This is a genomic window from Nonomuraea sp. NPDC048882 (assembly GCF_040649755.1).
In the GTDB taxonomy this organism is placed as follows: Bacteria; Actinomycetota; Actinomycetes; order Streptosporangiales; family Streptosporangiaceae; genus Nonomuraea; species Nonomuraea maheshkhaliensis.
In genome coordinates this window covers 55,296-68,534 of sequence record NZ_JBEZGB010000020.1, presented here as the reverse complement: position 1 = coordinate 68,534, position 13,239 = coordinate 55,296, and the positions used below count along the sequence as shown (strand labels likewise).

13 protein-coding genes are annotated in these 13,239 nt (G+C 69.7%); 9 read left to right on the top strand and 4 right to left on the bottom strand.

Features of this window, described 5'->3' with window-relative positions; translation table 11 throughout:
* Window positions 1-41 precede the first annotated feature (41 nt).
* Together AB0C27_RS46390 and AB0C27_RS46385 are read left to right on the top strand one after the other, a co-directional pair.
* Entirely contained in the window at window positions 42-443 is a 402-nt protein-coding gene (locus tag AB0C27_RS46390) for a F0F1 ATP synthase subunit epsilon (protein ID WP_357859255.1), read from the top strand.
* Window positions 444-473: 30 nt separating this feature from the next.
* The gene (locus AB0C27_RS46385) at window positions 474-854 is read left to right on the top strand and encodes a DUF2550 domain-containing protein (RefSeq protein WP_357859253.1); all 381 of its coding nucleotides are present in this window, start codon (window positions 474-476) and stop codon (window positions 852-854) included.
* A 60-nt stretch (window positions 855-914) separates the two neighbouring features.
* Here the strand turns inward: AB0C27_RS46385 and AB0C27_RS46380 are convergent, their stop codons facing one another.
* A complete protein-coding gene (locus AB0C27_RS46380; protein ID WP_357859249.1) occupies window positions 915-1,505 on the bottom strand; it encodes a cob(I)yrinic acid a,c-diamide adenosyltransferase in 591 nt (196 codons plus the stop codon).
* A gap of 228 nt (window positions 1,506-1,733) precedes the next feature.
* On the opposite strand from AB0C27_RS46380, the gene AB0C27_RS46375 reads away from it, so the two are divergent.
* From AB0C27_RS46375 to AB0C27_RS46360, 4 genes are all read left to right on the top strand, one after another.
* Window positions 1,734-2,630 (top strand): ATP-binding cassette domain-containing protein, encoded by an 897-nt coding sequence (locus tag AB0C27_RS46375; RefSeq protein ID WP_357859246.1) that lies wholly within the window; start codon window positions 1,734-1,736, stop codon window positions 2,628-2,630.
* Window positions 2,627-3,739 carry an ABC transporter permease gene (locus AB0C27_RS46370; RefSeq protein ID WP_357859243.1) on the top strand — a complete coding sequence of 371 codons (1,113 nt, stop codon included), beginning with the start codon at window positions 2,627-2,629 and terminating at the stop codon, window positions 3,737-3,739. The genes AB0C27_RS46375 and AB0C27_RS46370 overlap by 4 nt, the downstream gene beginning before the upstream one ends.
* On the top strand, window positions 3,740-4,933 hold the full coding sequence (locus AB0C27_RS46365) for a histidine kinase (protein ID WP_357859240.1): 1,194 nt from the start codon (window positions 3,740-3,742) through the stop codon (window positions 4,931-4,933).
* A gap of 84 nt (window positions 4,934-5,017) precedes the next feature.
* Entirely contained in the window at window positions 5,018-5,335 is a 318-nt protein-coding gene (locus tag AB0C27_RS46360) for an STAS domain-containing protein (RefSeq protein ID WP_357859237.1), read from the top strand.
* A 113-nt stretch (window positions 5,336-5,448) separates the two neighbouring features.
* On the opposite strand, the gene AB0C27_RS46355 is transcribed toward AB0C27_RS46360, so the two are convergent.
* The 3 genes from AB0C27_RS46355 to nucS form a co-directional block, all read right to left on the bottom strand.
* Complete coding sequence (locus tag AB0C27_RS46355) at window positions 5,449-5,991, bottom strand: TetR/AcrR family transcriptional regulator (RefSeq protein ID WP_357859234.1); 543 nt, start codon at window positions 5,989-5,991, stop codon at window positions 5,449-5,451.
* Between the two features lie 144 nt (window positions 5,992-6,135).
* Window positions 6,136-7,605, bottom strand: a complete 1,470-nt coding sequence (locus tag AB0C27_RS46350) for an aldehyde dehydrogenase family protein (protein ID WP_357859231.1) — start codon at window positions 7,603-7,605, stop codon at window positions 6,136-6,138.
* 312 nt (window positions 7,606-7,917) lie between these two features.
* On the bottom strand, window positions 7,918-8,580 hold the full coding sequence (nucS, locus tag AB0C27_RS46345; RefSeq protein WP_357859228.1) for an endonuclease NucS: 663 nt from the start codon (window positions 8,578-8,580) through the stop codon (window positions 7,918-7,920).
* 80 nt (window positions 8,581-8,660) lie between these two features.
* Between nucS and AB0C27_RS46340 the strand changes: the two genes are divergently transcribed.
* The 3 genes from AB0C27_RS46340 to AB0C27_RS46330 all read left to right on the top strand — a co-directional run bounded on the left by AB0C27_RS46340 (window position 8,661) and on the right by AB0C27_RS46330 (window position 13,093).
* A complete protein-coding gene (locus AB0C27_RS46340) occupies window positions 8,661-8,951 on the top strand; it encodes an ATP/GTP-binding protein (protein WP_106248199.1) in 291 nt (96 codons plus the stop codon).
* 11 nt (window positions 8,952-8,962) lie between these two features.
* Window positions 8,963-9,667, top strand: a complete 705-nt coding sequence (locus AB0C27_RS46335) for an alpha/beta fold hydrolase (protein WP_357859490.1) — start codon at window positions 8,963-8,965, stop codon at window positions 9,665-9,667.
* A 171-nt stretch (window positions 9,668-9,838) separates the two neighbouring features.
* Window positions 9,839-13,093 carry a LamG-like jellyroll fold domain-containing protein gene (locus tag AB0C27_RS46330; RefSeq protein WP_357859224.1) on the top strand — a complete coding sequence of 1,085 codons (3,255 nt, stop codon included), beginning with the start codon at window positions 9,839-9,841 and terminating at the stop codon, window positions 13,091-13,093.
* The last annotated feature ends 146 nt before the right edge of the window (window positions 13,094-13,239 follow it).

Genomic DNA, 13,239 nt, shown 5'->3' with positions numbered 1-13,239 from the left:
GTAGCCCGCGCCGTCATCTGATCGGAAAGGAACCTACAAAGGTGGCGAAGCTACGCGTAGGGGTTGTCTCACCCGAGCGTGAGATCTGGTCGGGCGAGGCCGACATGGTGATTGCCAAGACCGTGGACGGCGAGATCGGTATTATGCCGCAACACGCACCTGTTCTCGGCGTCCTCGTCGAGGGCGGCGTGCTTCGCGTGAAGCGGGAAGGCGAGCAGGAGCTGGTCGCCGCGGTGCACGGGGGTTTCATCTCCGTCGCCGACGACGAGGTCTCCGTGCTGGCCGAGATGGCCGAGCTCGGTTCCGAGGTGGACGTCGCGGCGGCCCGTGACGCTCTCGACCGGGCCCAGGCTTCGATCGAGGCCGACCAGGAGGACGCCGACGCGGCTGTCGAGGCCAAGCGTGCCAGGGCACGTCTGCGCGCGGCGGGCGAAGAGGTTTAATAACAGGTAAGCGGTGCTCAGGGGGGCGGCATGGTAGCGACGGTTGTGATTCTCGTGGTGCTGCTGGCCGCCCTCGTCGCGTTGCGCGCGGTCATGCTGACGCGCTCGCGCGGGAGCGTACCCTGTCGCCTGCGCGTAGCGGAGCAAGGATGGCAGAGCGGGATAGCCCGCTACGCAGACGGGGAGCTCCACTGGATTCCGCTCCTGGGCGTCCGACTGAGGCCGCGCCACGCTATCGCGAGGCGCGGCCTCGTCGTTTCCGCCCGTCGTGAGATCGACGGCGGCCTGTACGCGGTCGACTGTGGGGGCACCACGCGGGGCATCTCCCTCGCGATGAGCGCCGACGCGCTCACCGGCTTCCTGGCCTGGCTGGAGTCCGCCCCGCCCAGCGCCTATCTCGACGTCGCCTAGCGATCGGCCGGAGCAGTCACGCGATCGCCCGGCGAACGGCGCGGGCGGGTGCGGCTTCGATCAGCGGGTGCCGCCGGGCTTCCAGAGGATCTCGTCGCCGGCGTGGGCCACGCGGCAGGCGATGAAGAGCAGGTCCGACAGGCGGTTGAGGTATTTCGCGGTCAGCGGGTTGACGTCGTCGTGGGCCTGTAGCGCCGCCCAGGCCGTACGCTCGGCCCTGCGCACGGTCACGCGGGCCACGTGCAGCGCCGCCGTGGCGGGGTCGCCGCCCGGCAGGATGAAGCTCCGCAGCGGCTTGAGGTCCGCGTTGAGGCGGTCGCACTGCTCTTCCAGCCACTCGATGTACGACGGCTCCACCCGCAGCGGCGGGAACTCGGGATTCTCGACGACCGGCGTGGCCAGGTCGGCCCCGACGTCGAAGAGTTCGTTCTGCACCCGGATCAGCACCGCCACGAGGTCGGCCGGCAGCGTGCCGTGCGCGAGCGCCAGGCCGAGGTGGGCGTTGGCCTCCTCCACGTCGGCGTAGGCGGCCAGCCGGGGATCGGTCTTCGCGGTGCGGCTCCCGTCGACCAGCCCCGTGGTGCCGTCGTCACCGGCCCGGGTGTAGATCTTGGAGAGGACGACCGGTTTGTCCTTGTCGGCGCGCGTCATGGCCACAGCGTAACGGCCTCCGCCGGCGGCTCCCGCTGACAGCCCGCGCCGGCGTCCTGCCCGCGGCGGCGTCAGGCCGTGAGAGGCGTTCCGCCTGCGCTGATCGCCGCGAGATGACAAATGTCATCTCGATCGGACGCGAGATCCATATCGGGTGGATGATTTCCGCGACTACCAGGCCGAACACCGCGAAAGCCACTATGGACCCATGATGAAGGAGATGACCTGATGCTCGAGATCAACGAGCTGCGCAAGCGTTTCGCGGGCGGCCCCGACGCCCCCGGCGGCAAGGTCGCCCTCGACGGGATCGGCTTCACCGTGAAGCCGGGCGAGATGTACGGCTTCGTCGGCGCGAACGGCGCGGGCAAGACCACGACGATGCGCATCGTGATGGGCGTGCTCCAGGCGGACTCCGGCTCGGTGAGCTGGCAGGGCAGGCCCCTCGCGTACGACGACCGCCAGCGGTTCGGCTACATGCCGGAAGAGCGCGGCCTGTACCAGAAGATGCGGGTCGCCGAGCAGATCGAGTACTTCGGCCGTCTGCACGGCATGGCCATCCCGGTCGCCAGGAAGGCCACCGACGACCTGCTGGAACGGCTCGGGCTCACCGAGCGCAGGGGCGAGACCGTGCAGGCGCTGTCGCTGGGCAACCAGCAGCGCGTGCAACTCGCCGTGGCGCTGGTGCACGACCCCGAGGTGCTCATCCTGGACGAGCCGTTCTCCGGGCTGGACCCGATCGCGGTGGACGCGCTGGCCACGGTGCTGCAGGAGCGGTGCAGGGGCGGCGTGCCGGTGATTTTCTCCAGCCACCAGCTCGAACTCGTCGAGCGGCTGTGCGACTCCGTCGGCATCGTCTCGGCCGGCCGGATGGTGGCCACCGGCACGGTGGAGGAGCTGCGCGCGGCCGAGAGCAACATGCTGCGCGTGGTCGTCCGCGACCCGGCCCCCGGCTGGGCCGACGGCCTGCCCGGCACGGTCACCGTGGACGGTGACCGCCACACCCTGCGTACGGCCGGCGGCGACGACCAGGAGATCCTGCGCCGCGCCGTGAAGGCCGGGCGGGTCGAGCACTTCGGCGTCGAGCAGCCGACCCTCACCGAGATCTTCAAGGAGGCCGTGGCGTGAACGGATTGTTGCTGGTGGCGCGCCGCGAGGTGGCCACCCAGGTCAGGACGAAGGCGTTCGTCATCGGCCTGATCGTCACGGGCCTGCTGGTGGCGGCGCTCTCCTTCGCCCCCAAGTTGCTGGGCGGGGACGGCGACGTCTACAAGATCGGCCTGGTCAACTCCCAGCAGTTGCCGCTGCACACCGCCGCGCCCGACATCGAGTTCGAGTGGCGCAAGTTCGCCGACGAGCCGGCCGCCAAGCAGGCCGTGCTGGACGGTGACGTGGACGCGGTGCTGGTCGACGGCGCCAGGGTGCTCACGGACGGCGAGATCGACACTCAGCTGGGCGTCCTCATGCAGAGCGTGAACCGGGAGTTCAAGCTCGGCGCGGCCGGCGTGGCCATCCCGCCGCTGGAGATGCAGTCGGTGGGGGCCGACACTCGGTACGAATCGGCCCGCAAGGGCATCGCCACCGTGCTCGTCCTGGTGCTCTTCATGCTGATCATCGGGCAGGTCGTGATGGTCGCCATGGGCGTGGTCGAGGAGAAGGGCAGCCGGATCGTGGAGATCCTGCTCTCCTCCGTACGGCCGTGGCAACTGCTCGGTGGCAAGATCGTCGGCCTGGGCGTGCTCGGCCTGATCAACCTGGTCGTGATCCTGGGGGTCGGGCTCGGCGCGGCGATGGCCTCGGGGCTGGCCGCCGAGTTCCCGCCCGGCATCCCCGGGCTGGTGGCGGCGGTGCTGGCCTGGTTCGTGCTCGGCTATGCCTTCTTCGCCACGCTGGCGGCGGCCTTCGCCTCGCTGGTCTCGCGCCAGGAGGAGGTGAACAGCGTCCTGACGCCGCTCACCATGGTCATCATGGGCACGTACTTCGTCAGCTTCTATGCCACGAACGATCCCACGGGTACGCTGGCCACGGTCATTTCGTACATCCCGCCGTTCTCCTCCATGGTCATGCCGGTACGGATGGCGGCGACGGAGGTGCCGATGTGGCAGGTGGGTCTGTCGATGGCCGCGATGGTGCTGGGCGTGCTCGCGGCGCTTGCTTTCGGCGCCAAGGTGTACGAGCGGGCCGTGCTGCGGACGGGGGCCCGGTTGAAAATCGGCGACGTGTTGCGTAGCCGGTAGATGGACACGATCGAGCAGGCGCGGCGGACGACCTGGAAGGTCCTGGTCTTCAACTTCGTGGCCATGTGGGTGCTGATCGCCATCAGCGTCCTGGTCCCGCTCTGGGCGGGCCGGTTCGACGGATGGTGGCGGATCGGGCCCGCGCTGGTCGCCGCCGCCTGCTTCACCTGGATCTGCACCCGCATCATGGGCCCGCTCCTGGACCGCCGTCACTACCCCACCAAGCAGGTGGCGGTGGCGGCGGTCCTCGCCATGGTGGCGACCGGGCTCGGCGGGGCCGATCCGTTCGGCTGGGGCTTCGTGGCGCTGTGCTGGCTGGGCGTGGCCACGCTGGAGATCCCCAAGCGCGTGGTCCGGCTGCTGCAGATCGGCACGTTCGTGCTCTGTGTGGGGCTGAGCACCCTGCCCTGGCAGGCGGGCATGCTGGGGTTGGGGGCCGTGCTGACGGGGATGGACGTGGAGCCGGCCAGCTTGCAGGCGCTGGGCTACCACGCGATCGCCTTCGGCGTCTTCTGCGTGATCGTGCCGCCCTCCAACCGGATCTGGGTGTGGATCTGGCGGCTGGCCGTGGAGGCGCACCGGGGCAGGGAGGCCCACACCCGGCTGGCGCTGGCGGAGGAGCGGCTGCGCTTCGCCAGGGACCTGCACGATCTCGTCGGGCACCAGTTGTCGGCCATCGCCGTGAAGACCGAGCTCGCCGTACGGCTGTCCGACGTGGACGCGGGCCGGGCCAAGGAGGAGATGGCCGAGGTCAACCGGCTGACCAGGAAGGCGCTCAAGGACCTGCGCGAGGCCGTACGGGGCTACCGCGAGCTTGACTTGGCCGCTGAGCTGAATAGCGTTAAAGGTGTGCTCGAAGCGGCGGGAGTCCGCTGCGAGGTGCGTCTGCCCTACCGCGACCTGCCCGCGGGCGTGGCCCCGGTGTTCGCGTACGCCGTGCGCGAAGCGGTGACCAACGTGCTCAAGCACAGCACCGCGACCTTCTGCGACATCACGATCCGCTTCACCGAGCAGGAGGCGGAGCTGACGGTGCGCAACGACGGAGTGGCCCGGCGGCAGGCCGACGATCTGGGCAGCGGCCTGACCGGGATGTCCGAGCGATTGGCCGCCGTGGGCGGCACGATGAAGGCCCGGCTGGTCGAGGACCGGGAGTTCCTGCTCCATGCTGTCGTGTCATTGCCGATAGATGGGTAGGGGAAGTCATGTGGGGGGTTTCGACCCCTGTGAGCGCTTGGCGAAGGCATCTGACTACGCTACGCGCGTGACTGAGGAGGTGGCATGCGCGTCCGGGGCAATCCGAGAGCCCAGGTGGTGCGGATCGGCGCCCGGCTCGACGCCGGCACGTCGGCGGGAGTACGTGAGCGGCTGCACAAGGCTCTGGACTCTGGCGAGGGTGACCTCATCCTCGATCTCTCCAAGCTGGAGATGATCGACGCGACCGGGCTCGGGGTGCTCGTGGGCGCGCATCGGCGCGCGCTGAGCGTGCAGCGCCGCCTCGTTCTTCGGGGGGTGCCACCGAGGATCATGCGGATACTCGCGGTGACCCGGCTGAATCGGGTGCTGCACGTGGAGGCTCCGGCGGCCGCGGTGGCCTGATGTGACATATCGAGCGGGTGACGATCAGCCGTCACCCGCTCTTTCTCTGGATAGACAAAATGGCGATTACGGATGTCCGATTGTGCGAAACAGGAATGGCATTCTTGACGCGATCATGTGTCGCCGAGACTTCGGTTGAAGATGTGCACGGCCGCGGCCACCAACTCGTCGATCTCCGGCTGCTCTTCCGACAGGAGCCATTCGATCAGCAACTCTTGTAACGCTCCGACGACACCGAGTGCCAGCAGCCGCGGATTCACCGGGGCGGCCTGCGGGAAATCGGCGGAAGCGTCCTGCACCAGACGCGCGAACGCGTCCACCGCGCGCTGCCGCGACACGGCCAGGACATCACCCGATCTCCGCACTTCGACATGCATGATGCGGGCCCGCCGCCAGTCCGCGGTGGCGAACTCGATATAGGCGCGAATCCCCGCCTTGGCCCTTCCTTCGATCGAGGCGGGCGCCTCCTCCAGCGCCTTGGCGACGACCGCGAAGCTCTCCTCGACGCAGCGCTCGTGCAGGGCCCGCAGGAGCTCCTCGCGCCCGCCGAAACATTCGTAGAAGGCGCGGTTGGAGATCCGCGCCTCCGAGCACAGCCTTTCGATGGTCGTCGCCGCGAAACCAGGCTTCGCGTATAGCGTGTACGCGGCCGTCATCAGCCGCTCGCGTCTGTCCGCCAGCCTTTGCTCAGCCGACATTCCCCGGTAAGACCGGTTCACATTCCACCCGTCCAACATGATCGTGGCCCCCAGAGCACACAATTATGGTCGGATGATCCGTTTTGGGAAAGGGTAAGAAGATTAACTTTTACGTCGGCCGTGCAAGAACGTGACAAGCCTGATCAGCCGCTCAAGCTCGGCGGGGCCCCTTGTGAACGAGGTCAGGTTCATGCCGGGCATGGCGAAGCGCTGCCGCGAGATCGCTTTGGGCCTGGCGAACTCACGCAGTCCGTCGGCCCCGTGGATCCTGCCGAAACCTGAATCGCCGATTCCGCCGAAAGGCAGGGCGGGCACTCCGGCGAAGGAGATGACCGAGTTGATCGCCGTCATGCCGCTGCGCATCCGGCGGGCCAGCTCCGTCGCGCGGCGGGCGTTACGGCTGAAGACCGTGCCGCCCAGCCCGTACGCCGAGGCGTTGGCCAGCTCCAGCGCCTCGGCGGCGTCGCGGGTGCGGCGCACGGTGATGGTCGGGCCGAACGTCTCCTCGCGCACCGCGGGGGAGTCCTCGGGAACGTCCTCGACGATCACCGGGTCGACGTACGGGGCCCGCACCGACGCGGGGCCGCCCGCGACCGTGCGCCCCGACTTGGTGGCGTCGTCGATGTGCCGCTTGATGATGTCGACCTGGCCGGGCATCGTGATCGGGCCGTAGTCCTCGCCGGCCCTCACCTTTGTCACCCTCTCGGACAGCTCCCGCATGAAACTTTCATAGACGGCGTCGACGACGTAGACCCGCTCGACGCCCACGCACGTCTGCCCGGCGTTGGACAGGGCGCCCCACAGGCAGGCGTCGGCGGCGGCCGCGAGGTCGGCGTCGGCGTCCACGATGAACGCGTCCTTGCCGCCGCACTCGGCCACGATGGGCGTGAGGTTCTCGGCGCAGGCCGCCATGACGCGCTTGGCGGTGGCGGTGGAGCCGGTGAAGGCGATCTTGCGCACCCTGGGGTCGGCGGCCAGCGCCGCGCCCGTCTCGCCGAGGCCGGTGACGGTCTGGAACACCTCGTGCTCGGGGACCGACTCCCTGAACAGCTCGGCCAGCCGCACGCCGATGCCCGGCGTCAGCTCGCTGGGCTTGAACACCACGGCGTTGCCCGCGGCGAGCGCGTAGGCGATGGAGCCCATGGGGGTGAAGACCGGATAGTTCCACGGGCCGATGACGCCGACGACGCCGAGCGGGAGGTATTCGAGCGTGGCGACCAGGTTGAGGCCGATCATGCCGGTGGAGACGCGGCGGCGGCCGAGCACCTTGTGGGCGTTGCGGGCGGCCCAGTCGAGGTGGGTGATCGCCAGCACCACCTCAAGGGTGGCGTCGCCGACCGGTTTGCCGGTCTCCCGGTGCACGAGCCCGGTCAGCTCCTTGAGGTGCTGGGTGAGGACCGCCTTGTAGTCGAGCAGCCGGCGCCTGCGCTCGGCGTGCCCCAGCCCGCCCCACCACGCGGCCGCCTCCTCCGCCCGCCCGACGGCCTCGTGCACGGTGTCGGCGGAGTGCTTGGGATGGCTCCCGACGACCTCACCGGTCGCCGGATTGAGTGAGTCGAACGTCGTCGTCATGACGCCACGATAATCCGGTAACTTACTACTTACTAGACCATCCGAACCCGTGGGAACACACGCGCCACCGCCACAATGGCCCCTCGACGCGCCTGATCCCGCCCCTCAGCGCCGTAGACGGGGCAGGGGTGCACGAGGCCATGCCGGGACATGACGGGCCGTGAGCGCTCGGCAAGGGGCGTTGGAACCACGAAGGCGGCCCACAAAACGCTCCGTTATGGCGGGTCACCACTGAAGGGTCAGCAGCCGTTTCCCTGGAGGGCCCTCAGCCGAAGTGCGGCGGGAGGCAGGCCGCCGCGAAGCCGTAAAAGATCAGAACAGAGTTGGATTTTCTGGTTCGATGCCGCGAAGGGCGTCGTAATCCAGCGTGTGGCAGGCGATGCCGCGGTCGGTGGCCAGCACGCGGGCCTGGGGTTTGATCTCCTGAGCCGCGAAGACCCCGCGCACGGGCGACAGCAGCGGGTCGCGGTTGAGCAGCTCCAGGTAGCGGGTCAGCTGCTCGACCCCGTCGATCTCGCCCCGCCGCTTGATCTCCACCGCCACCGTCGCCCCCGTCGCGTCCCGGCACAGGATGTCGACCGGGCCGATCGCCGTCATGTATTCGCGGCGGATGAGCGAGTAGCCGTCGCCCAACGTCGTGATGTGCTCGGCGAGCAGCTCCTGCAGATGGGCCTCGACGCCGTCCTTGATCAGCCCCGGGTCCACCCCCAGCTCGTGGCTGGAGTCGTGGAGGACCTCCTCCATGGTCAGGACCAGCTTCTCGCCGGTCTTGCCGTGGGTGACCGTCCAGGTCGCGCCGTCCTCCTTGAGCTTGCACGGCGGATTCATCCAGTTGAGCGGCTTGAAGGCGCGGTCGTCAGCGTGGATGCTCACGCTGCCGTCCGCCTTGATGAGCACGAGCCTGGGCGCCATCGGCAGGTGTGCCGTGAGCCGTCCGATGTAATCCACGCTGCAGCGCGCGATGACCAGCCGCATGACCATCCACCTTAGTGCCTCTGGAAAACTGGACGCATGGCGTTTGAACGGGTGAGGCCGACGACCGAGCTCCCCCCACGATGAGTCCGCGTCGCGCCCGCCGCAGGGAGTCCTCCCGTCCCTTCGGTTTCCCGACCGGCCTGGACAAGGTGGAGGAGTGGCCCGACGGCGAGTGGAAGGTCCGCATGCTCACCGGCGCCTCCTCCGCCAAGAACTACCGGTGCCCCGGTTGCGACCAGGAGATCCGCAGCGGCCAGCCGCACGTGGTGGCCTGGCCCAACTGGCCGGGCGGCGACGAGGAGCGCCGGCACTGGCACCAGACCTGCTGGCGTAAGAGACTCGACCGCGGCCCCGGCCGCAGCCGTTACTGAAGGGATCCATGGTGGAGATTCGCGCGGCGACCGTGCTGCCCGCCCGGCGTGAGCCGATCGAACTGCACACGGGCGACGGATTGACCCTGGTCGGCGAGCTGGCCCAGCCGCTCGACCGCCCCCCGGTCGCCACGCTGGTGACCCTGCACCCGCTGCCCACCCACGGCGGGTTCATGGACAGCCACGTGTACAAGAAGGCCGCCAACCGGCTGCCCGCGCTCGCCGACCTGGCCGTGCTGCGCTTCAACACCCGCGGCACCTCCTCCGACCGGGGCACCTCGCAGGGGGCGTTCGACGGGGGCGAGGGTGAGCGGTTCGACGTGGCCGCGGCGCTGGAATACGCCGAATATCACGATCTGCCCAACGTGTGGGTGGTCGGCTGGTCGTTCGGCACCGAGCTGGCGCTCAAGTGGGCGCACGACCCGCTGGTGGAGGGCGCGATCCTGCTCTCCCCGCCGCTGCACAGGGCCACGGACGCCGATCTGGACGCCTGGGCCCGTTTCGGCCGGCCGCTGGTGGCGCTGGTGCCGGAGTTCGACGACTACCTGCGGCCGGAGGAGGCGCGTACGCGGTTCGCCCGGGTTCCGCAGGCCGAGGTGATCGGGGTGGAGGGCGCCAAGCACCTGTGGGTGGGTGAACCGTACGTGCGCATCGCCCTCGACGAGATCGTCAAGCGGGTCAATCCGGCCGCCCATCCGCTCCCGACCGAGGTCTGACGGTTATCTCCCTTGGGGGTTCCGGTCATGAAAGATATTTTGAGCACAATGCACAAAACTCTGGACCCCGGCCTCCACCCAGGGTGAGAATCCGATCGTCAACCGAAGATCGTGGAGACGCCGGGTGCGCGCTGCCCGCGCGTAACCTCTGCTCAGCATGGGCGGTCACGTATGCGGGTACTGCACGGGCTGGTCGCGGCGGCGTTATCTCTCACCACCCTGGCGGTGGTGCGGCCGGTGGTGGCGGAGGAACGGCCACAGACGACGCAACCCCCTCCGGACAAAGAGCTAGCGGCGGTCGCCCAGGCGCGCGGCGCCGGCCGGCCGGTCGAGATCGAGTCGATGCGCAGCGAGACCCGCACGGTCTTCGCCAAGCCCGACGGCACGCTGTCCATGGAGCTGAACGTCAGGCCCATCCGCGTGCGCAAGAACGACCGCTGGGTGCCCGTGGACACCACCCTGCGCCTGCGCCCCGACGGCGCCGTCGAGCCGGTGGCCACGGCGGTCGGCCTGACCTTCTCCGGCGGCGGCTCCGCCCCGCTCGCCCGGCTCGCGCGCGGCGCCAAGTCGATGGAGCTCGGCTGGACGGGCACGCTGCCCACTCCGACGCTCAACGGCGACACCGCCACCTACGCCGAGGTCATGCCGGGCGTGGACCTCCAGGTCACCGCCGACGTGGACGGCTTCTCGCACGTCCTGGTGGTCAAGAACAGGGACGCCGCGGCGAAGCTGACCGAGCTGGCCTTCCCGCTGTCCGCGACCGGCCTGACGCTGGAGTCGGACAAGGCGGGCAACCTGGAGGCCACCGACAAGAACGAGGGCACGATCTTCATCGCCCCCACCCCCAAGATGTGGGACTCCGAGGGGATCTCCAGCCCGCAGGCGCTCAAGGAGGGCCGCTCGCCCGAGGCCCGCGAGGCCACGATGGGCGTGGAGCTGGCCGGCAGGCAGCTGCGGCTCAAGCCCGACCGCAAGATGATGACGGACCCGGACACGAAGTTCCCCGTCTACCTCGATCCGTACTTCTCGGCCGCGCGCAACGCCTGGACCGCGGTCTGGAGCAACTGGCCCAACTCCAACTACCTCAACTCCAGCGACGTCGCCCGGGTGGGGCACGTGGAGTCGCAGAAGAACCGCACGTTCTACCAGATGAACACCGGCTCGACGATCCACGGCAAGCAGATCATCAAGGCCACGCTGCGGACGTACGAGACGTGGTCGTACTCGTGCAGCGCCCGCAAGGTCGAGGCGTGGGCGACCAACACGATCAGCAAGAGCACGACCTGGAACAAGCAGCCCGCCTGGGTCACCAAGCTCTCCACCGTGAACGTGGCCAAGGGCTGGGGCGCGTCCTGCCTGCCCGGCGGCGTCGAGTTCGACGTCACCCCGCAGGTCGTGGACGCCGCCGCCAAGAACTGGGCCAACGTCACCATCGGCCTGCGGGCCACCAGCGAGACCGACGTCTACGCCTGGAAGAAGTTCAAGAACAACCCGAGCCTGGTCATCGAGTACAACTCGCTGCCGGCCGCCCCCGTGGCCGCCGACGTGTGGTCGGACCCGGGCGGCCCCTGCGTCTCGGGTGACGACCGCCCGATCATCAGCACCAACGCCCCCAAGCTGTGGGCGAAGCTGAAGGACACCGACAACTCGGTCAAGGGCCGCTTCGAGTGGTACAAGGAGGACGGCACCAAGATCGGCGAGTACGTCACCGCGCTCGGCTCCACCGGCACCGCCTTCTCCGCGTCGATCCCGACCACCCTGTACGCCGACGGCCAGCTGATCCGCTGGCGCGTGCGGGCCGAGGACGGCAAGGCCAACAGCGCGTGGAGCCCCTGGTGCGAGGCCACCGTAGACGCCACCGCCCCCGGCCGTGAGCCGCTGGTCTCCTCGCCCACCTTCACCGAGAACGGCTGGAGCGACGGCGTCGGCCTGCCCGGCACGTTCGCGTTCGGCCCGAACGGCATCACCGACGTGACCTCCTACGTCTGGGGCCTGGACACCACGCCCAAGACCGAGGTGGCGGCGAACCAGGACGGCACGGCCACGATCGCGCTGACCCCGCGCCACGACGGCCCCAACGTGCTCGTCGTGCGCAGCAAGGACCGCGCGGGCCAGCTCGGCCCCATCCGCACCTACGTCTTCAACATCAACGCCGGCCGCGGGCCCAGCGGTCACTGGCCGATGAACGAGGGCACGGGCAGCGTGGCCGCCGACGCCACCGGCGCCCATCCCGCCACCCTGACCTCCGCCACCTGGACCTCGGGCAGGACTGGCGGCGGGCTGAAGCTGACCGGCGGCTACGGCCAGACCGCCCGCCCCGTCATCGACACCAGCCGCAACTTCACCGTCTCCGCCTGGGCCAGGCTCACCGGCAACGGCGCCACCGCCACCGCCGTCACCCAGGAGGGCGGCAGGACGGGCGCGTTCGCGCTGCAGTACTCCAAGGCCGACGACCGGTGGGCGCTCAGCGTGACCGGCTCCGACGCCGACGGCGCGGCCACCGTGCGCGCCAAGTCCGCCGCCGCGCCGAGGCTGAACGAATGGACCCACCTCACCGGCGTCTACGACAGCGCGGCGGGCCAGATCACGCTCTACGTGAACGGACGGCTGGAGTCCACGGTCGCCGTTCCGCAACCATGGAACGCCACGGGCCCCCTGACGATCGGCCGCGGAAAGGCCGGCGGGGCGGCTGCGGACAACTGGCAGGGAGACGTCGACGAGGTGCGCGCCTACGGCCGCGCCATGTTCGCCGACGAGGTCGCCGACCTGGTCAACAGCGCTGCCACGCTGGTGGGCCACTGGCAGCTGGACGAGGAGTCCGGCACCTCGGCCGCCGACTCCTCGGGCCGCGCGGGCGCGGCGACGTTGTCCGGAGCCGCCTCGTGGACGCCCGCCTGGCTGGACGGAGGGCTGGCGCTCGACGGCGTCAACGGCTTCGCCCAGACGACCGCTCCCGCGGTCAACACCAGGAACGGCTTCACCGTCGCCGCGTGGACCCAGCTCGACTACCTGCCCACCGCCGACACCGCGGCGGTGGCCCAGCCGGGCAGCCGGGCGGCCGGGTTCCAGCTCGGCTTCGACAAGGAGCAGGGCCGGTGGGCCCTCGGGATGGCCGCCGCCGACACCGACACGGCCGCTCTCGTACGCACCCGCTCCGACGCCATCCCCAACGCGCTGGAGTGGACGCACGTGGCCGGCGTGTACGACCCGCTGGCGGGCCAGCTGCGCATCTACGTCAACGGCCGCCTGTCCACCACCACGATCACCGACCACCTGAGCGCCTGGAACGCCACCGGCGCGCTGCAGCTCGGCCGGACCAAGGCCGCGGGCGCGTTCACCGGCTACTGGCCGGGGATCGTGGACGACGTCCGCACCTATGACGGCGTGCTGAGCGCCGAGCAGATCGCCCAGCTGGCCGCTCAGTGATCCACCCGGGCGGGGCCCACGCGGCTCCGCCCGGTGATCCACCCCGGAGCCTTCCCGGCTCCGCTTGGTGAGCCATCCCGGCGCGGAGCCTTTCCGGCTCCGCGCCGGTGGCGTTCCAGGGCCAGGTGTTAATAGAATCTCGTTCG